We start from the raw sequence: 17,348 nt of genomic DNA on the forward strand, positions 1-17,348 counted from the left end.
CAATTGGTCGCTCGTGCGGGGCTTGAACCCGCCAGTCCGTCCTTATGAGAGACAGCACCTTACCCAACGGAGGCCGAGCGATGTCGATAATTGAGGCTGAAATAGCCAAGGCGGTAACAAGCCCGTGCCCTCGTCGCGACTGCGAGGTTCAAATCCGGCGAGGTGAAGAGACCTGCATGGGCTGGCACGGACCCACATATGACCGGGACGGCAAACGAACCGACCGCGGAGATCCGAACCGAGTCCATTTCGCTGCGAGGTGCGGCCGGTGCATGCATTCCTGGTCGGTACGTACGCGGCACGAACGGATTGAGGACGTCAGGTGATGGCAGGCGCGGCAGGGATCGAACCTGCGGATGTCGGAATCAAAATCCGATGCCTTTGCCAGCTTGGCTACGCGCCCGTGAATGGTGCTCCCTACGGGAGTCGAACCCGTTTCCTCACCTTGAAAGGGTGATATCCTGACCGGTAGACGAAGGGAGCCATGAATGGTTGAGAGATTGATGCCGCCGGAGCGGATGACGCACTCGGTGCTATTTACGACAGGCCAAATCCACGCATTGCTGATGTTTGCTCAATCGGTCGTGAGATCGCATCCTGAGCTTCTTGCGGAAGCTGAAGTCGCATGGCAGTTCGGCCTCGCCGGCCTTGAGCAACTGCCTGATGCTGCTGATGTCACGATCGAAGGTTATCAATTTGTCGTCGGCGCCATCCGGGAGGCAGCAGCGTCCGGGCAGAAAAAGTGATGGTGCGGGCTGCCGGACTCGAACCGACTTAGCCTGGGTGGAAACCAGGTGACCAGCCTATGGCCCAAGCCCGCGCGTTGTTGTGGCGGAGAGAGCGAGAGTCGAACTCGCCAGACCCGAAGGTCACGCCTCGTTAGCAGTGAGGTGCCTTGCCGCTCGGCCATCTCTCCAATAGGAAACGATCATCGAAATCCTGCATGGTCGTTGGTGCCGCTGGACCGGACAGCGCCCGACGATTATGCATTCAACGAACTCGCGGAGTCGGGGTATCGAGTACGATCAGCTCGGTAATCACAAGGTCGTGCGCTTGGACAGCGCCTTCTTCGCTGGTCCGTTCTTAGCTATGCGCGGGCCACGAGGAAGCAGGCTCTCGATCTGCGCCCGCGCCTTACCCATTTGAGAATAGGCTGGAAGGCCCGGAATCTTCATGCGGCCAGCGTCGATCTTAAGCAAGTAACGGATGAAGGTCTCTCGGACCTCACGCATGTGATGATCTTGCATCTGCTTGCGCATTTCATCCCGAGCAAATAGCTCGTTCACCCCGGTCACCAAGCCCATCTGCTCCGTGAACACTTCCGATAGCATGGCCATTTCAAGATGAGCTAGACCGCACTCCTTGATGGCTATCTTGTCCGCGAGGCCAATCACCTTGAGGTTCGGATCGAGGGCTTCCACAAGTCTCCGGTCATAGAGCCGGGCGACGGTCTGCATCACCAGTTCTTCGGCAACGCCGCATCCCTCGAAAAGTTGGCACAGCTCAGAGACTAGCCAGTGTTTGCTTTCAACGCTCTCGTCACGGACGGAATTGAGGCGCTGTCGCAATAGCCAGAGCAGATAGAAAGCCAACAGCGGCGATTCCGGCTTCTGTGGATTGGTGTAGAATAAGTTCGAGATGAACTCGTTCTCGGTCTCGCTGAACCGGTCATATTCACCTTTGATAAGGGCGCGGTGAGTCCGGTATTGGTCAGTGGTGACGCTTGGGCCGCCGAATTTTGACTTGATGATGTCATCAATCTTCAATTCAGGCGACAGGAAGATCCTCTCCGCCAGCTTGAGCATACGCCGGATGTCGAAGTTACCGAGGCGGCCGATGAGCCCCGACACGTAGTCGTTCTCGACAAATACCTTGCCCACAGCTTCAGCGAGCATTGCCAGGTCGTTGACCTCGACTTGGAATCCCTTGTTCGAGAAATAGGCCTTTGCCGCTTTCGGTTCGGCCTTGACTTTGATTTTCAGGAAGTCGACGCGGCGAGAGATGATTTCCTTGGCATCGGGTACTGGCAGGTAAAAACTTTTGGCAGAATAACTTGCCAACGCTCCCGCCTTCGACAGCCGCCACACCGTGCGGTCGGTGATCGGTACTACGTTGAACACCGGTGCCGCGCCTTCAAGAGAATGCGCCATCTGATAGACGGCATCTTGTACGTCAGTCGGGAACTGATCGGTATTATCGAATACCAGGCAAGGCAGCTTGTTGTGACCGCGCGACGCCCAATCCAAGAGCTTGCGCACCCATTCGTCAGGATTTCTTTCACGGCGATCCTCAAGGTGGATGCCGAACTGGTTCTTGAACTCGATCTTGTTGGTTTCGTAGAGATGTTTGCGAGAGCCGACCATCCAGCGTTGATACTCCTGGAAGTTCATGCCCTGCAGTTCGTCATAGGTCGGCGGGTTGCTGGTGAACACTTCCGCTTCCAGCCTCTCGCGGAGTTGCAGAATGATCCAACTCACGATGCCCTTGGGATCTCCGTGATAGTCTTGCAGATCGACACGCGCGAGAACGCATTTCTCGCGGGTCGCCCGCGGTAACACCTGTTCGAAAAAGCGGTCGATGAAAGTCGATTTGCCCGCACCCTTGTTGCCAATTAGCAGGACAGTTTCCGACCGTTTTGAAGCGATGGTCTGTTCTAGCTCGGCCTGCAACGCACCGCCCCCGCTAGTCGAGATGGGCGCGATAGTATTCAGCACACGCTGAATGATTTTTTCTAACTCGATATCGGCTTTCCGGCTTTCGTTGGTTTCGACGAAGCAATCCCGTAGCATCTCGCGGTCTTGCTCATCGGACAGCCTCGAGAAGAATTGCGAGAACAACAGCGCTGCGTCCTGCGCCAATGGGTCCCGCTTGCGCATCTGGGCATCCGTCGGATTTAGTACGAAGTACTGCTGCTCCGCGTCAGTGACCGTCAGGCCCTCCGCCTCGTTGAGGTGCGCGAGATGCCGCCGCTCGACAATCGGTATGGGTCCGAGCATTTCGGCGAACTTCGCGAAGTTGGCAAAGACCGTTTCGAGGCTCGGGAAGAGCAGGCCCTTGCCTTCCAGCGGTTTCTTGCCGTCAGTCCGAGAGGCCTTAAAGAACAACCAAGTGTTTCCATCGGTAACCACGCCTGTGGCTACGCCGTTTTCCAACGCATAATTCATGGCCTGCTTAATGCCGGCCATCAGCGGCTTAACCACCTGGCCATTTAGAGCCACCGTCATTAGCTCCTTCGATACCGTTGCAGGCGCAAGCAGCCCTACGCGCTTTGCTTCAATGACCATGACGCCTCGACGCTCGCCAATGGTCAGCAGGTAGTCGATGAAGCCCGATTCGGTGTGCGGCTCCACCAACACAGGGGCGTGCTTCCAATCCAGGACCTCGAATAGGACGCGATCCAGCACTTTTAGGCGGGTATCGGCCTCGTTTTGCCCGGCTTTCAGCCCATCTCGAAGCTCCGGTTCGAGGGCATTCAGCCGCTCGAATGCTGCGTCAATCGAATACGTCATGGGGTCGCCCCAGTCGGCTCGAACAGGAGCCTGCGATAAAGGCGATCTTTTAGTCGAAAAACAGCCTGAGATCGAGACTGATCACAGGTCGTTCTCCCGGATGGTTAGCTGGCGCGCTCGGCAGGACTCGAACCCGCATGCGGCGGAGTAGAATTCCGCTGGCCGTCCAGTTGGCCCACGAGCGCTTGCAACAGATCTGAAAAATAATCTTCGGCGTTGGCGCTTTTTCTATGGATGTGCGGGCCGGGATCGAACCGGCTCGTGGCGGTTTTGCAGACCGCAGCGTTCCCATTTCGCCACCGCACCATGGCTGCCTCTCGCGGCCTCGAACCGCGGACCTCCGCGTTCAGAGCGCGGTGCTCTTCCATCTGAGCTAAGAGGCGATGATGGTGGTCAAGGCGGTCGGACTCGAACCGACGGGATCCGGTACCCAAAACCGGCGGGTTAGCCGCTACCCTACGCCCTGATGATGGACGACCCGGAGGGACTCGAACCCCCGCCCTTCCCGTTCGTAGCAGGACGCTCTTTCTCCACTGAGCTACGGGTCGAATTGGCGCTGCCAACGGGACTCGAACCCGTGTCGACCGCTCGAGAGGCGGTCATCCTGGCCGCTAGACGATGGCAGCATTCGGCCATACATTCGCGCGCCTGTAGGAGGCCCCGCATGTCGGACGAAATTGTTGATGAAGCTGACGACTATATCTGCGTCGACCTCGGCGACATCCGGATCGTTGATGGTCTGGGTCGAGAACTCATGCAGAAGGATTACCGTGTCGGCGGAGAGGTATGGCGCGTTCACAAGTACGACGTTGACCCCTTCCCCTCACGACCTCATGCCCATTGCGTCGGCGGCCGAGATCGCCACATCGGCCTGAAGCTTCATCTCGGCACGGCGGCACTTTTTAAGGGCAACGAGCCCATCGGCAGAAAGCTGCACCGGGATCACTTCCTCAGACTTTGCGAGATCGTCAGTAGGAAATTTCCGGATATCGCTCTTCCTCTTCCAAACTAAAGTTTGGCTCCCCGACCAGGACTCGAACCTGGATGGACCGATTAACAGTCGGGCCGCTTACCGTTAGCGGATCGGGAAAGGCTGCGGCGGAGGTTTTCCACCGATCAATAAGGATGATGGACCCTGACCCACACCCTATGGTTGGATGCCTTCGCGCGTGATCAGTGTCCCGCCGGCAGGGTCGTCGGCGACACGATGATCGCCCCAGGAAAATAGCCATGGCCAAGCCAACAGAGGTCTTCACTCCGAACGATGTACCGACGTTCACCTACGTCCAACGACCGGTGCACAAGCTGGAGGACCGGCTCAGGGAAGCATTTGAAGTCCCTAAAATGATTGTCTCGATATCGGGGCCGTCCAAATCGGGAAAGACCGTGCTGGTAAGCAAGATCATCGAACCAGACAATCTAATCCCACTGACCGGCTCAACCATCCGCAGTGCAGACGAGCTTTGGTCGAACGTATTGCAATGGATGGACGCACCGCACTCCAAGTCTGAAAAAGTTGGTTCCACAACGAAGTTTGGCGTTGAGGCTGTAGCCGAAGGCAAAGCAGGCGTTCCATTTCTGGCGGAAGCAAAGGCCGGCGGAAAGGCGTCCGTGGGCCACGATAGAACGGCTGACGTCACTCGCAACTACAAGAGCGACGGCTTGCAGCAGGTGATTAAGGAGATTGCGCACAGCAGCTTTGTGGTCTTCGTGGATGACTTTCACTACATCCCAAAAGAGGTGCAGGAGGAAATTGGAAGGCAAATCAAAGCGGCAGCTGAGGCCGGCATCCGTATATGCACGGCGTCCGTCCCCCATCGCCGAGATGACGTGGTCAGGAGCAACCCTGAACTTAGGGGGCGTGTAACGGGCATCGACAGTGGCTATTGGAGTGATGACGAACTTTCGCAGATTGCGTACTTGGGCTTCCGCGAGTTGAACGTTGATCTCTCACCGAATGTAGTGAGGCAACTCGTTGCCGAAGCCTTTGGCTCACCGCAGCTCATGCAAGCAATCTGTCTGAATTTTTGTTTCGAGAACGCTATAAGGGACGCGCTGCCAGACCAGGTCAGGATTGATCCCGATTTCGTGACGATGCAGCAGGTGTTTGAGCGCACATCGACCCTCACCAACTTCTCCTCCATGTTATCTCAACTTCATTCTGGCCCGAGACAGCGCGGCATGGATCGAAAAGTGTATCTATTTAACGATGGCAGTAAGGGCGACGTCTACCGCTGCGTTTTGCTCGCAATGAAAGCCGATCCGCCGCAGCTTGCGTTCAAATACGACGACCTACTCAAGCGCACCGCTGCGGTTTGCCTCGAGGATCGTCCATCCGGCTCGAGCGTCAGCCAAGCCTTAGAGCAGATGGACAAGCTCGCAAAGCTTGTCCAAGAAGCGACGGTTATCGAATGGGACGAGGACGTGCTCGATATCATCGAACCGTACTTTTTGTTCTTCCTACGATCATCGACTCATCTGAAGTCTATCGCCTAAATGGGCTATCATGGTGGAGCACCTCGGAATCGAACCGAGCTCAGCTTGCTTGCAAAGCATGCCCGCGGACCCAGCGCGTGCCCCGAATGTACGTTGAGGTACACTGACGTACCTCGGAGGATTTGGTGCCCGGAAATGGAATCGAACCACTGACGCGCACGCCTTCAACGTGCCGCTCTACCGCTGAGCTATCCGGGCGAAGTTGCGAGTTTGCGCAATTTCGCAAACCGCCGATTTGGTGCGGGCACCGGGAGTCGAACCCGGGCTGCCGGTGTGGCACACCGACCGACTACCGTAATCATTTACCCGCTTGAATTGGTGCGCAGAGACGGAGTCGAACCGCCACAGGTTTAACCGGCGCGTTTACAGCGCGTTGGGCTCGCCACGTGCCACAGTGTCTGCGCGCAATGGATCTGCTGCCGGGCCGAAGCCGATGCCGATGCCGACTGTCCCTTCCCAGTGCCTCCGAACTTAATCCGAGGTTGCGGGCCTAGCGCGCGGGCGCGACACCCGGCAGCAGAATTGGTTGCGGTGGAAGGGACTCGAACCCCCGACCTTCTGGTTATGAGCCAGACGAGCTGCCGCTGCTCCACCCCGCAATGATCGTGCCCGGGCTACAAACTCCCTGGGCGGCGCCGGCGTACATCCGGCCAGGCGCGATCGTTAGTCCCACGACTAAATTCAGTTCGTGGCGTAACTGAGTCAGGATTATCTTTCACGAAGGCCGAGACCCGCTAGAAATTCGGCGTCTTTTTGGCATTGGCTGACGTCCTTCCGCTTTTGGCAGTTCGCTTCAAACGCGCGTCTCTCCACGCGACATACGCTCAGTGCCTCTATTCCCCTGCCCTTGCCCCTAAGACAGTTGACGAATTGCACGTCGACGGGATCGCGGTTCTGCATCCTTTGCGCCGAAGCAGCGCCGGCCATACCGCAATCTATTTCAGCGTCCTGCACCGCACCGACGCGCGCCACGCAAGCTCGCTGGTAGGCCTCGATCTCGCGACTGCAAACCTGCATCACATCGTTGTCACCACCGTACGGCGGATGCAGATTGGAATGGGCTGCGCAATCGACGATACGTTCCTCAGCCAAGTCGAATGGCGTCTGTGCCGATGAGGTCCCGCAAACAAAGACGGCTACGAGCGCGACGAACATCAATGTGCATAGCCAGCGCTTCATTGGCAATCTCTGAAGTTGGCGGTTGGGGTAGGATTCGAACCCACGGTGCCTTGCGGCACTTCAGTTTTCAAGACTGCTGCCTTAAACCACTCGGCCACCCAACCAATCACGCAGTCCTATCCGCTGGCGCGGCAGGCGTCGGCTCCTTCAAGTCCACCGGCAGTGGCGGTCTCGACGCTTTTCGGACATCTGGCTTCCCCTGCTGGACTCGAACCAGCGGCCTCGGCCTTCGGACGGCCGCGCTCTCACTCCACTGAGCTAAGGGGAAAAACGAACCGGCGGCAGGCTTGCCGCCGCCGGCAATTACTTCTCGAGCTCGACGTCCCAGTACAGGAAGTCCTGCCAGGTCTCGTGCATGAAGTTCGGCGGGAACAGCCGCTGAGCAGCCATCAGATCGTGCTGCGACGGCTCGAACGGCGCCCGCAACGGCTTCAGGTGGAAGCGGTCCTTCCGCGTGTTGCAGGGGCTGCACGCCGCGACGATGTTCGTCCAGGACGTCTCGCCCCCATCCGCGCGAGGCACGACATGGTCGAACGTCAGCTCGCCCCGCAGGTGCTGCTCGCCGCAATACTGGCAACGAAAGCGATCGCGGAGGAAGACGTTGAACCGCGTGAAGGCGACCCGCGTCGGGGGCCGAACATAGTCGCGCAGCGCGATCACCGACGGCAGCCGCATCTCGGTCGACGGGCTGCGGATGACCTGGTCGTATTCCGCGACCACGACGTGAGATCCTTTCACGACGGCCTTGACTGCGATTTCCCAACCGAACAGCGACAGCGGGAAATAGGACAGCGGCTGGAAGTCGGCGTTCAACACCAGCGCCGGATTTGCGGCGAACATAGCGACCTCCATTGATTGCGTTGCGGTTTCTCGTTTCCAAGAAGAAATTCGGATCTTTTGTCGTGGTAGGCGCAGCCGGATTCGAACTGACGACCAAGCCGTTATGACCGGCCGGCTCTACCGCTGAGCTATGCGCCCGAATTGGTCGGAGTGTGACTTGAACCTGCGGCCCCCGTGTCCCGAACGCGGTGCTCTGGCCGGGCTGAGCTACACTCCGTTATGGCGCCCATGGCGAGGATCGAACTCGCCCTCCCGGATCGACAGTCCGGTCCCTTCGCCAGATGGGGACATGGGCAGAGATTGCTGATTTGCTGCTTTGCAACCAAGCTTCTGAACGGGTAAGGTTCGCGCGCCGTTTTTCATCCTGTCCACGGTTTTCATGTCAGTTCACGATCGCTTCGATCAGTTTCTTACCAACATAAGTCTTACGGATGCGCAGAAGCTCGACGGCGCTACCAAGCGCGGTAGCGTGTGCAAAGTGCTGAACGGCAAGTACTACAATTCAACCTCAGACACCGCGAACAGCATCTATGTTGGGTCCTGGGGGAAAGGCACTCGCACGCGCCCGCCGCGCGACGTGGATGTTCTCTTCAAGCTGTCAAATGAGGTGTATCAACGCTTCGAGCAGCGCACCGGAAACAAGCAATCCCAATTGTTGCAGGAGATCAAGAACGCATTGCTGGGCTCGTTCCAAAAGACCGACATTCGGGGCGACGGCCCCGTCGTGAAGGTTCCCTTCGGCACTTACGCAATAGAGCTCTTACCTGCTTTCGAACTGCAGAGCGGCCAGTACGGGGTGCCCTATACCAGTGCTGGTGGTTTCTACAAAACCGTCGATCCTGACGCCGAGGCAGCCGCTGTTTCCAGTTCGAACACCGCAACCAACAACAATACTCGAGATCTGGTCAGGATGCTCAAGGCGTGGCAGGCAAACTGCAACGTCCCGCTCAAATCATTTTATTTGGAGTTGCTCGCCATCGATTTCCTTAAGCAATGGTCGTATGCCGGAAAGAGCAAAACCTACTACGATTGGATGTGTCGTGACTTTTTCGCTTACCTGATCAACTGTGCCGACGGTTATTTGTATGCTCCTGGCACCTACGAAATTATGGCGCTTGGCAGCGCATGGAAATCAAGAGCAGAGACTGCCTATTCAAATGCCGTCGAAGCAACGAACGACGAAGAAAAATATCCTTCGCTAGCTGGCACTGAGTGGCAGCGCATCTTTGGAACGGACATTCCGATTTGATAGAAACACCGGCAGAAGCTCTACGCGCACAGTGCAAGCAACAGTGGGAACGGTGCCTCTACACATCGACCATGCTGTTTATCTGGGTGCGAACTCTAAGGAAGCTACGTATCGCCTTTGTTATCACGCCGATCGTTTTTGGCGCCATAGCCGGCTGGGATCTCATTAGCACCGACAATCGTTTCCGCGTGGCGACGGCGATACTAGCACTCGCGGCAGGTCTAATCCCTGCCGTTTATACCGCACTCAAGCTCGATGAGCACATACCTACCGCTACCCGGCTCGCAGGGGAGTACAAAAATCTCGAGATCATCTTCAAGGATCTAGGTCGCATAGGGCCAAGCAAGGAGATTGCTTGGTTCGAAGATGAATACAGAGCGGCCAGAGACCGGCTCCAGGCGGCAAACGCTGAAGCCTATACTGCACCTGAGTCATACTTCGAGAAAGCCAAAGCCAAGATCGAAAAAGGCCATTATACTTTTGAAGACGAGTAGATGGTGCGGCCGGCCGGAATCGAATCGGCATGGTTTCCCGTCAGCCTCTCAGACTGATGCGTCTACCTGTTCCGCCACAAGCGCTCTTTGTCGACGCCGTTTTCGAGCGGCGCGTTCATATTCCGCGGTGCTGGTCACACCTCGCAAGACCGGACATTTCCGCCACCCGAATACTTGGTGGCAGTTCGGGCACAAGAATTTCAGGTTTTCCGCCTCGTTGTTGCAAAAATCACCGTCGCAGTGCTCAACCTCGAGCCTCAATTCCTTCTCGCGCCAGATTGGTGGGATCTCGCATTCTGCGCAAACGTATGGGCGACCGGACTCGATCAACGCTCGCCGAAGAACGAAGGCCTCGACTCGTTGAGAACCCGTCGGGCGCCGAACAAGAATTTGCTGCCATGGTCGCTTAGCAGTCCCTCCTTTGCGATTTGGCCCCCGGTTTCGCGTCTTGCCTAAAAAGTGCGACGTGTCGATCTCAAATCGCTTTAGCAGGCTGCCAATGTGGGTATACGTTCCACCCGCGAGCCTCAAATCAAGTCGGCGCAAAACATCGGCGGTCGACAGGCTATCTGCGGCTGCTGCCGCCAATACTTCCCTCGTGTATTTCATGCCGGGAGTCTACCCGCGGTCGAGCGGTGGATCGGTAAGGTAGTTGGCAGTCATCCACCGCCGAATTGGAGGACCTGGTCGGACTCGAACCGACGATGGCTTGCGCCGACGGACTAAGAATCCGCTCCCTTAGCCGCTGGGGGCACAGGTCCGTTGATGGAGGATCCGGGTGGTTTCGAACCACTTGCGCACGGGTTAAAAGGCCGCTCCATCTCCAGTCAGGTATAACGCTCCGGATCCATCTTCCCGATGGTTGCGGCGGCGAGCCGCTCCGGTTTCGCGTGGCGCGCTGCGATGGCGTCGCCCTCCGCCTTGGCGCGCGCGAGCGCGGCCTGGCTCTCGGCCGACAGGACGTGCACACCCGGCGGCAGGATCGCCGGCGGCATGCGCTGCATCAGCGTCGTCAGAACAACCATGATCGGCGTCCTCGTTGTTGGTGCTCCAGTCAGGAATCGAACCTGCGTCAACCGCTTATCGAGCGGTCGCACTGCCACTGTGCTACAAGAGCGTTGAAGTTGGTGCGTCCGGATGGAATTGAACCACCGGCATCGACCATGTCGAGATCGCGCTCTACCACTGAGCTACGGACGCGAATTGGTGCTCCCGGCTCGGATCGAACGAGCGCATGTCGGTGTGTAAAACCGATGCCTTAACCGCTTGGCGACGGGAGCGAAGACATGCAAGACCGGATCGCGGCCGAGCTCCTCGAGATTGAGGCCATTCTCATGGACGATCGTTTGGCCGAGGAAGACCGCGCTGCGCTTCACGGCGCTCAGCAGGCGCTCCGCAACGCTTTGGATCCGAACACTTGGCAACCTGCATCCCTAACGTTCTATCGTCTCGGTGCGCGCCCAACGCTTGCCGGACCGGCGCAGCATTGATGGTGCCCCAGGCCGGGCCCGAACCGGCAACAGAAACTGCTTTCGAGGCAGCGGCATCTACCATGTTCCGCCACCGGGGCAGTTGTTTCAAATTGAAATAGCTGGTGCGGACGGAGGGGATCGAACCCACACTCCGAAGAACCGGTTCCTGAGACCGGCGCGTCTACCAAATTCCGCCACATCCGCAATGATGGTGGTGCCACCGTAGGCTTCTGGCGTTTGCACCTGCCGCGAGCGTCACGGCACCGACAAACGTCGACGCCTGGGTGACGCCGCCGCTCTATACCGGCAAGAATCCCAACATTATGTCCACCCGCTATGATGCAAGCCCAGCGATCAATGCGCATCGGCGTTCGTGTAGGCATCGACAACATCCCGTTTTCACGCAGGAATGACTCGTTTGGCCCGCCATGGCGCCGACTTTACGGGGGCGCCGCTCGCGCAGTCACGCCTTCGTGCTATGCGCATCCCGGTGTGATTTACGCCCTTGGAAGCGCGTGCCTCGTAGCTTCCCCCGTGCTAGACAACACGAGCCAAGCCATTGGTGGTTTTTTGGCAGGAGAAAGGAGAAAAAAATGCGCGCCGAAGAAGTGCGAGTCACGATCGGCATCGCCGGTAGAACCGGCAATGCCGTCTTGGTCCTCGTCATCGTGCTTACCTGGATCACGGCCTGCCAGTACGTGTTCTAAACGAACTGGCTTTGACAACTGAGGCGTCACGCCGGTGGGTTGCAGCCATCGGCGTGACGAAAACTAGCACCTCTTGGCTGATCAGAACAAGCCCGGATCGTTGGTGCCCGCAGCATGGGATCGAACCTGCGACCTCTCGCCTACAATGCGAGCGCTGCTACCGCTGAGCTATGCGGGCGTGGTGCCGGCGGCCAGATTTGAACTGGCGACCTTCGCGTTACGAGTGCGCTGCGCTACCGCTGCGCCACGCCGGCGAGAGAGAAATTCACAAACGGCCGGGACGAGCCCGGCCAATAGAAAACCTATCGCTGCCTGAAACCACCGTTTGCCGCTCCACTGAAAGAGACCGGTACCGGTCAGCGAGATCGCCTTATGTCCTTGCGGGGGCGACCATCCCGTAGTCGAAATTCACGTCATGCAGCCGTGCGCGCGCCGCGGCGGTGCGGCTGCGCTCGGTTGAGGTAATCGAGGTAGATCTTGCGAGCCTGGGCCTCGGTCACGCCGCGGCGAACCACAACGGTCCGCACGAAGGCGAGCGCTACCGGAGAGGAGAAAATCCTCTGCTGGGCGCGGTTCTCGAGTCCTGTGGTGGTGTTGGTGCGGGCCATCTGCCCTCTCCGCCTGATGTGGCGGAGGGTGGATTCCCGCCGCCGGTTACGCTCTTGCTATCCTGGATGTCCCGAGATTTTCGGGGCGTAGATAGCTTGGACCTTGCTTCGTCACGGACATGCGCGACCAATCGCACGGCCGAATAAACGGCAGCGCGGCGGCGGCTTTCGCGACGATATGTGAGCGTGATCGCAACACAGCTTTGGTCCTCAGAGCCTGCAAATCATTTGCCGGCGGTTCGATGGGGCAGCGGTATGCGCAGAACTTCGCGAATCCGTCAAGTCCCCTGCTTCCCACAATCGCTGAGCGAGGCATCCGTTCGGCGCCGCCACGGGCAGTATGGCGTCTCGGGTAACTCCCTCAACATATGGACGATTTGACTCTCGCGGAGCACGCCGCATTCACTGCGGCATCATGACCGAAAAAATTTCTCCGGAGTCCTCCGCGCTGACGCGTCGACCGATGGAAGAGCGCATTGGCTGGCACGTTTACTACACCGACGTCTGTATCGGATGGATAGCCGCCCGGGCCGGCGTCCCGCACGAATCCGATCAATGGGCGTGGTCATGCGGGTTCTATCCAGGAGCTCCACAGCACAGCGAGCGCGACGGCAGCGCGGTCGACTTCGAGGAAGCTCGAGTTCGCTTCGAGTCCGCATGGCGCGATCTGGCTGCTGTCCTTACCGAGGCCAATTTGAAGGAATGGCGCGATCAGCGCGACTGGACCGAACGAAAATATGCAATGGGCGCGGGGCGAAAAGTTGCCTTCTCAAATTCCGTGCTCGCGGATGCGGTGCCCCTGCGGTGTCGAATTCGACAGCCACGTCCTCGCCGACAACCTCACCCACGTTCCTCACATCACGGCCGCGCAGAAGCGCGATGGAATCGCACGATGAAAAAGATGAAGGCAGATCTGCCCTGGTCGGACCCTGAAAAGGCGGCTCGCCGGCTGCTGAAATACGCTCAGGAATTCAAGCCGATCCAAGAGGGCCGGATCTATGTCGAGGTGCTCAACCGTCCCTTCATTGACCAGGACAAGGGAACGCCGGCGCAATACACCGCGGGCATGAAATACGCCAAAGATCACGGGTGGCTCGAACCGATGCACGAAGGTGGCACCTTCACGCGGATCACCGAGGCCGGCAGGCAGATTGAGCCATTTGAGAATGAAAGCGCTGCCTGATGTGCAACCTGTATTCGATCACGACCAACCAAGCGGCGATCGCGAGCCTATTCCGGGTCATCAACCGTTACATCGGCAATTTGCCGGCGATGCCGAGCGTTTTCCCAGATTATCCGGCACCGGTCATCCGCGACGGCGCAGGAGGCCGCGAAATGACGTTGATGCGATGGGGCATGCCCTCACCGCCGCAATATGGCGGCCCGCCGGTAACGAACATTCGAAACGTGAAGTCGCCGCATCGGAAGCGCTGGCTCAAGCCGGAAAACCGCTGTCTGGTGCCGTTCAACAGCTTCTCGGAATACGCGCCAGAGCCCAATCCCGAAACCGGCAAGAAGGACGTCGTCTGGTTCGCGCTCGATGACGATCGGCCTCTGACCGCCTTCGCTGGGATCTGGACCGAGTTCTCCGGCGACCGCGGCACCAAGGCCAAACCTGTACCGGGCCCGCACCTGGTCTATGGTTTCCTGACGACAGAGCCCAATGCGGTGGTGGCGCCGATCCACCCCAAGGCCATGCCTGTCATCCTGACGACGGACGAGGAACGAGACGTCTGGATGCGCGCGCCGTGGGACGAAGCCAAGGTACTCCAGCGTCCGCTGTCTGACGAGTTGCTCAAGGTTGTGGCGCGGGGCGTCTCCAAGGAAGACCGAGCGGCCGCATGACCAAAGCCCTGGCATGTCCCGCCTGCGACGATACCGGATGGGTCTGCGAGAACCATCCGGGTCGTCCGGCGTTCGGCGATCGCGCCTGCGAATGCCGCGGCGCCGGCGCGCCTTGCCCGAAATGCAATCAAATCGGCGAGCGCGAGACACCGCGTCTGCCGAAGGGATTCAAACCGGTCATCGACAAGAAGGGCTGGCGGCATTGATGCCCAAGAACGTCCGGCAGCCGCTCGACCTGCCCGCCAGAGGGGACGTTTTGTGGTTGGCGGACCTAACTTAACCGTGACCGAGGCGGATTCGCCTTCTAGCGATCCATCGCCTATTTTATGGCCGGGTCAGTGGAGTTCCAGCGTATGGCGTCGCCCTCGATTGTTCCGAACGACCGGCTCGATAAGGATTTCTACCTCGTCCTGGAGGACTTCCCGAGCGGCGCCGCGTTCCGGGAGACCGATGAGGGAGTCGACTACTCCACGCTCATCAACAACCTCCTCTCGGGACAGTACGACCAGGCGCTGCGGGTCGTCGGGTTCAATCCGGCGGAGGGCTGGTCCAGAGACGCTTCCGAGGATGTCGCCCGCGAACTGGAGCGGCGGGTCGGGGCAGAGGGCCGGGAGATCTCAGACGCCCTGAAGGACTTCATCGAAAGCCACATCGGACGGAAGATCGGCGTGCAGCTGGCGCTGCCCTTGTGCGTGAGCTAGTGTTTTAGCCTACCCGCTCTAAGGTGCTGAGCATGGCCGACGACGACCGTATTACACTGATCATTGAGGGCCTCCCCCAAGATGATGGGCAGGTGCGCCTGGGTGCGTTCATGTCTCAGCTCCAAAATCTGAGTGCGACCATCTCTAAACTCGATCGTGATGCAAACGAGGGGAAGCCGGCGACCTACTACCGTATCGCTGAGCTTTCCTATAATAGCCCCGTGCGGGTGGTCTTGGAGCCGCAGTCGCTTCCAAAGCATCCCTATGTCGGCCACGCGATCATCGAAAGCCTCGAACACGTCACGCTCGCGCTTCAAAGCGGCGAAGACCTAGCCGGGTTCGACGCCGACCTGCTTGAGGACATCCGCGGCTTGGCGCGGCCTGTTGGGAAGTCCGTCGCGAACGTCACCCTTCTTTTCAACAAGCATCGCTTCGACTTCACTCCAAACGTGACGTCAAAAATTGAGGCTGCGCTGGCAGTCGATGAGGAGTGCGAGGGCACGATTGAGGGGATGCTCGAACAGATCAATCTCCACCATGGGGCCAACGTGTTTAACATCTACCCCGACGTGGGCCCAAGGAAGGTTACCTGCCACTTCCCAGCTCGCCTCTACGATGAGGCCGTCTCGGCGATCGGACGCAAGGTCGAGGTCTCCGGCACGCTCCATTATCGAAGTGGAGCATCCTTTCCCCATCAGGTGCAGGTGTCGCATATCGAGGCATTTCCGCCTGAAAGCGAACTGCCGAATTGGGACGACCTGCGTGGGATGGTTCCTGGTGCAACCGGGGAGATGACCAGCGAGGAGTTCATCCGGGAGCTTCGTGATGGCTGGTACTGATCCAGTGTATTATTGGGATTCGTGCCTCTTCCTGGCCTGGATCAAAGACGAAGAGCGCCCGACTGGCGAAATGGATGGCGTCAGGGAAGTCGTCGAGCGCTTCAAGCGGCGTGAGGTTAAGATCATCACGTCCGTGCTGACCACTACCGAAGTTCTTGAGAGCCGACTTCCTGCTGGAATGAAGCGACTGATCGACGGGATGATGAAACGAGTGTCCAGGATCAGCATGGACACGAAGGTCGCGGCGATGGCCCATGACCTGCGTGACTATTACGCAACCCGGCGGCCCTCCGGGAAAATGCTTGCGGTGCCGGATGCGATCCATTTGGCTACCGCCATCCTGTACCGGGCGACCGAGTTTCACACCTTCGACGGCGGCAAAACGGGAAAATCGCTCGGCCTGTTGCCGCTATCGGGGGACGTGGCAGGACATCGGCTCGTAATATGCAAGCCGCAGGCTCGGCATCCTCAGCTCGATCTGCGGAAGCCGGCGCTTGATCCGCGATGACTCGCATTTTGGCGGGCGGTGCATAGATCCCGGCCATGTCCAAACAGTTCGAGTTCTGCAGGCCGGTTCCCAAAGAAGTAGTACCGTCCGGCCCCGATTGGATCCACGAGGTCAAGTACGACGGCTACCGCGGGCGCGTGATCCGCGACGGCGATGTCGTGAAGGTGCTCTCTAAGGGCGGCCTCGACTGGACCTGGCGCTTCCCGATGATCGCCGAGGCGGCGCGGAGGATGAAGGAGCGCCAGTTCGTGATCGATGGAGAGATCTGCGTGCTCGACGTCCGCGGCATCTCGCAATTCGACTGGCTACACTCCGGCAAATACAACGACGACGCCCAGCTGTACGCCTTCGACATCATCGCTCTCGACGGCGACGACCTGCGCCCCCTGGAACTGGATGAGCGGAAATCCACGCTGGCCAAGATCCTTGCCCGGCGGCCCGAGGGCATCTTCGTGGCGCCATTCGAGCGCGGTGAGATCGGTCCGGAGCTCTACAAGGCCGCCTGCGGCATGGAACTGGAAGGTATCGTGTCCAAGCACATCCGCCGCGGCTACCGGCCCCGGACCTGCGACTGGGTGAAGGTGAAGAACCGGGCGCACCCCGCGTACCGCCGTGTCATGGATCAGTTCGGTTAGGGCGGCGCGCTCGGCCGGCGGCCATCAGGGCACTAGAGCGCGGAGCGCTGGCTATTGCGCGATGAGAGCGCCGACCTCGTAGGCGAGCGCGAGCAGGCTGATGCCAACCAGCAAAATCATTGCGGTCGGAAACAGTGATCTGGGCTTAGCGGAAATCGCGACATCGCTCATGCAACCAGACATAGTTCCGGCCGGTCGTAAGCGCGATTTTCTTCGCACGCCGGCGGTTTTGATGGATTGCCCTGGTATCGGGCGATACCGAGCCG

The 17,348-nt window shown here is 58.9% G+C and carries 18 protein-coding genes and 29 tRNA genes; 13 read left to right on the forward strand and 34 right to left on the reverse strand.

Annotated features, from left to right (window positions below):
- Positions 1-4 precede the first annotated feature (4 nt).
- From HAP47_RS22265 to HAP47_RS22275, 3 genes are all read right to left on the reverse strand, one after another.
- A tRNA-Ile gene (locus tag HAP47_RS22265) sits at positions 5-80 on the reverse strand.
- Positions 81-326: 246 nt separating this feature from the next.
- Positions 327-403, reverse strand: a tRNA-Gln gene (locus HAP47_RS22270).
- A gap of 5 nt (positions 404-408) precedes the next feature.
- A tRNA-Glu gene (locus HAP47_RS22275) sits at positions 409-483 on the reverse strand.
- Positions 484-488: 5 nt separating this feature from the next.
- Between HAP47_RS22275 and HAP47_RS22280 the strand changes: the two genes are divergently transcribed.
- Positions 489-746: a hypothetical protein gene (locus HAP47_RS22280; RefSeq protein ID WP_173642752.1), complete on the forward strand. Its 258-nt coding sequence runs from the start codon at positions 489-491 to the stop codon at positions 744-746.
- On the opposite strand, the gene HAP47_RS22285 is transcribed toward HAP47_RS22280, so the two are convergent.
- The 9 genes from HAP47_RS22285 to HAP47_RS22325 all read right to left on the reverse strand — a co-directional run bounded on the left by HAP47_RS22285 (position 747) and on the right by HAP47_RS22325 (position 4,135).
- Positions 747-820: transfer RNA gene (locus HAP47_RS22285), tRNA-Gly, on the reverse strand. It abuts the gene before it with no gap.
- 9 nt (positions 821-829) lie between these two features.
- A tRNA-Ser gene (locus HAP47_RS22290) sits at positions 830-916 on the reverse strand.
- Between the two features lie 121 nt (positions 917-1,037).
- Positions 1,038-3,509 (reverse strand): AAA family ATPase, encoded by a 2,472-nt coding sequence (locus HAP47_RS22295; RefSeq protein ID WP_173642751.1) that lies wholly within the window; start codon positions 3,507-3,509, stop codon positions 1,038-1,040.
- A gap of 109 nt (positions 3,510-3,618) precedes the next feature.
- Positions 3,619-3,694, reverse strand: a tRNA-Arg gene (locus HAP47_RS22300).
- A 46-nt stretch (positions 3,695-3,740) separates the two neighbouring features.
- A tRNA-Cys gene (locus HAP47_RS22305) sits at positions 3,741-3,816 on the reverse strand.
- Positions 3,817-3,892 (reverse strand) — tRNA-Gln (locus HAP47_RS22310). It lies immediately after the preceding tRNA gene.
- A gap of 7 nt (positions 3,893-3,899) precedes the next feature.
- Positions 3,900-3,975 (reverse strand) — tRNA-Pro (locus HAP47_RS22315).
- A 4-nt stretch (positions 3,976-3,979) separates the two neighbouring features.
- A tRNA-Arg gene (locus HAP47_RS22320) sits at positions 3,980-4,057 on the reverse strand.
- A gap of 3 nt (positions 4,058-4,060) precedes the next feature.
- Positions 4,061-4,135: transfer RNA gene (locus HAP47_RS22325), tRNA-Glu, on the reverse strand.
- 38 nt (positions 4,136-4,173) lie between these two features.
- On the opposite strand from HAP47_RS22325, the gene HAP47_RS22330 reads away from it, so the two are divergent.
- Positions 4,174-4,521: a hypothetical protein gene (locus HAP47_RS22330; protein ID WP_173642750.1), complete on the forward strand. Its 348-nt coding sequence runs from the start codon at positions 4,174-4,176 to the stop codon at positions 4,519-4,521.
- 4 nt (positions 4,522-4,525) lie between these two features.
- On the opposite strand, the gene HAP47_RS22335 is transcribed toward HAP47_RS22330, so the two are convergent.
- Positions 4,526-4,599, reverse strand: a tRNA-Asn gene (locus HAP47_RS22335).
- Positions 4,600-4,739: 140 nt separating this feature from the next.
- Here HAP47_RS22335 and HAP47_RS22340 point away from each other — a divergent pair.
- Positions 4,740-6,005 carry a hypothetical protein gene (locus HAP47_RS22340; RefSeq protein ID WP_173642749.1) on the forward strand — a complete coding sequence of 422 codons (1,266 nt, stop codon included), beginning with the start codon at positions 4,740-4,742 and terminating at the stop codon, positions 6,003-6,005.
- Between the two features lie 11 nt (positions 6,006-6,016).
- On the opposite strand, the gene HAP47_RS22345 is transcribed toward HAP47_RS22340, so the two are convergent.
- The 11 genes from HAP47_RS22345 to HAP47_RS22395 form a co-directional block, all read right to left on the reverse strand.
- Positions 6,017-6,089 (reverse strand) — tRNA-Ala (locus tag HAP47_RS22345).
- Positions 6,090-6,128: 39 nt separating this feature from the next.
- Positions 6,129-6,203: transfer RNA gene (locus tag HAP47_RS22350), tRNA-Phe, on the reverse strand.
- A gap of 38 nt (positions 6,204-6,241) precedes the next feature.
- A tRNA-Gly gene (locus tag HAP47_RS22355) sits at positions 6,242-6,315 on the reverse strand.
- Positions 6,316-6,321: 6 nt separating this feature from the next.
- Positions 6,322-6,409, reverse strand: a tRNA-Tyr gene (locus HAP47_RS22360).
- Between the two features lie 119 nt (positions 6,410-6,528).
- Positions 6,529-6,604, reverse strand: a tRNA-Met gene (locus tag HAP47_RS22365).
- Positions 6,605-6,713: 109 nt separating this feature from the next.
- Entirely contained in the window at positions 6,714-7,184 is a 471-nt protein-coding gene (locus HAP47_RS22370) for a hypothetical protein (RefSeq protein WP_173642748.1), read from the reverse strand.
- Between the two features lie 16 nt (positions 7,185-7,200).
- Positions 7,201-7,288, reverse strand: a tRNA-Ser gene (locus HAP47_RS22375).
- An 86-nt stretch (positions 7,289-7,374) separates the two neighbouring features.
- Positions 7,375-7,452 (reverse strand) — tRNA-Arg (locus HAP47_RS22380).
- A 35-nt stretch (positions 7,453-7,487) separates the two neighbouring features.
- Positions 7,488-8,024 carry an HNH endonuclease gene (locus HAP47_RS22385; protein WP_173642747.1) on the reverse strand — a complete coding sequence of 179 codons (537 nt, stop codon included), beginning with the start codon at positions 8,022-8,024 and terminating at the stop codon, positions 7,488-7,490.
- A gap of 63 nt (positions 8,025-8,087) precedes the next feature.
- Positions 8,088-8,162, reverse strand: a tRNA-Met gene (locus tag HAP47_RS22390).
- Positions 8,163-8,244: 82 nt separating this feature from the next.
- Positions 8,245-8,319 (reverse strand) — tRNA-Asp (locus HAP47_RS22395).
- Positions 8,320-8,403: 84 nt separating this feature from the next.
- Between HAP47_RS22395 and HAP47_RS22400 the strand changes: the two genes are divergently transcribed.
- Positions 8,404-9,273, forward strand: a complete 870-nt coding sequence (locus HAP47_RS22400) for an SMODS domain-containing nucleotidyltransferase (RefSeq protein ID WP_173642746.1) — start codon at positions 8,404-8,406, stop codon at positions 9,271-9,273.
- Between the two features lie 71 nt (positions 9,274-9,344).
- On the forward strand, positions 9,345-9,767 hold the full coding sequence (locus tag HAP47_RS22405) for a hypothetical protein (RefSeq protein WP_173642745.1): 423 nt from the start codon (positions 9,345-9,347) through the stop codon (positions 9,765-9,767).
- A 675-nt stretch (positions 9,768-10,442) separates the two neighbouring features.
- Here HAP47_RS22405 and HAP47_RS22410 read toward each other — a convergent pair.
- The 5 genes from HAP47_RS22410 to HAP47_RS22430 form a co-directional block, all read right to left on the reverse strand.
- Positions 10,443-10,528 (reverse strand) — tRNA-Lys (locus tag HAP47_RS22410).
- 66 nt (positions 10,529-10,594) lie between these two features.
- Positions 10,595-10,792 carry a hypothetical protein gene (locus HAP47_RS22415; protein WP_173642744.1) on the reverse strand — a complete coding sequence of 66 codons (198 nt, stop codon included), beginning with the start codon at positions 10,790-10,792 and terminating at the stop codon, positions 10,595-10,597.
- Positions 10,793-10,810: 18 nt separating this feature from the next.
- Positions 10,811-10,884 (reverse strand) — tRNA-Ile (locus tag HAP47_RS22420).
- An 8-nt stretch (positions 10,885-10,892) separates the two neighbouring features.
- Positions 10,893-10,967 (reverse strand) — tRNA-Val (locus HAP47_RS22425).
- A gap of 4 nt (positions 10,968-10,971) precedes the next feature.
- Positions 10,972-11,047 (reverse strand) — tRNA-Val (locus tag HAP47_RS22430).
- Positions 11,048-11,053: 6 nt separating this feature from the next.
- On the opposite strand from HAP47_RS22430, the gene HAP47_RS22435 reads away from it, so the two are divergent.
- Positions 11,054-11,257, forward strand: coding sequence for a hypothetical protein (locus HAP47_RS22435; RefSeq protein ID WP_173642743.1), 204 nt, complete (start codon positions 11,054-11,056; stop codon positions 11,255-11,257).
- On the opposite strand, the gene HAP47_RS22440 is transcribed toward HAP47_RS22435, so the two are convergent.
- The 5 genes from HAP47_RS22440 to HAP47_RS22460 form a co-directional block, all read right to left on the reverse strand.
- Positions 11,258-11,337, reverse strand: a tRNA-Ser gene (locus HAP47_RS22440).
- Between the two features lie 22 nt (positions 11,338-11,359).
- A tRNA-Leu gene (locus HAP47_RS22445) sits at positions 11,360-11,443 on the reverse strand.
- Between the two features lie 604 nt (positions 11,444-12,047).
- Positions 12,048-12,124 (reverse strand) — tRNA-Thr (locus tag HAP47_RS22450).
- Position 12,125: 1 nt separating this feature from the next.
- A tRNA-Thr gene (locus HAP47_RS22455) sits at positions 12,126-12,200 on the reverse strand.
- A gap of 159 nt (positions 12,201-12,359) precedes the next feature.
- Positions 12,360-12,554, reverse strand: coding sequence for a hypothetical protein (locus tag HAP47_RS22460; RefSeq protein ID WP_173642742.1), 195 nt, complete (start codon positions 12,552-12,554; stop codon positions 12,360-12,362).
- A gap of 415 nt (positions 12,555-12,969) precedes the next feature.
- Here HAP47_RS22460 and HAP47_RS22465 point away from each other — a divergent pair, with 415 nt between their 5' ends.
- From HAP47_RS22465 to HAP47_RS22495, 7 genes are all read left to right on the forward strand, one after another.
- Complete coding sequence (locus HAP47_RS22465) at positions 12,970-13,737, forward strand: hypothetical protein (protein WP_173642741.1); 768 nt, start codon at positions 12,970-12,972, stop codon at positions 13,735-13,737.
- Positions 13,737-14,399, forward strand: a complete 663-nt coding sequence (locus HAP47_RS22470) for an SOS response-associated peptidase (protein WP_173642740.1) — start codon at positions 13,737-13,739, stop codon at positions 14,397-14,399. Before HAP47_RS22465 ends, HAP47_RS22470 begins: the two co-directional genes overlap by 1 nt.
- A complete protein-coding gene (locus HAP47_RS22475) occupies positions 14,396-14,605 on the forward strand; it encodes a hypothetical protein (protein WP_173642739.1) in 210 nt (69 codons plus the stop codon). The genes HAP47_RS22470 and HAP47_RS22475 overlap by 4 nt, the downstream gene beginning before the upstream one ends.
- Positions 14,606-14,752: 147 nt before the next feature.
- Positions 14,753-15,100, forward strand: a complete 348-nt coding sequence (locus HAP47_RS22480) for a hypothetical protein (protein WP_173642738.1) — start codon at positions 14,753-14,755, stop codon at positions 15,098-15,100.
- A gap of 32 nt (positions 15,101-15,132) precedes the next feature.
- Positions 15,133-15,939: a hypothetical protein gene (locus HAP47_RS22485; protein WP_173642737.1), complete on the forward strand. Its 807-nt coding sequence runs from the start codon at positions 15,133-15,135 to the stop codon at positions 15,937-15,939.
- Entirely contained in the window at positions 15,926-16,447 is a 522-nt protein-coding gene (locus HAP47_RS22490; RefSeq protein ID WP_173642736.1) for a type II toxin-antitoxin system VapC family toxin, read from the forward strand. The genes HAP47_RS22485 and HAP47_RS22490 overlap by 14 nt, the downstream gene beginning before the upstream one ends.
- A 35-nt stretch (positions 16,448-16,482) precedes the next feature.
- Positions 16,483-17,082, forward strand: a complete 600-nt coding sequence (locus HAP47_RS22495; protein WP_173642735.1) for an ATP-dependent DNA ligase — start codon at positions 16,483-16,485, stop codon at positions 17,080-17,082.
- The last annotated feature ends 266 nt before the right edge of the window (positions 17,083-17,348 follow it).

Origin of the sequence: Bradyrhizobium sp. 41S5 (assembly GCF_011516665.3) — a bacterium.
In the GTDB taxonomy this organism is placed as follows: Bacteria; Pseudomonadota; Alphaproteobacteria; order Rhizobiales; family Xanthobacteraceae; genus Bradyrhizobium; species Bradyrhizobium quebecense.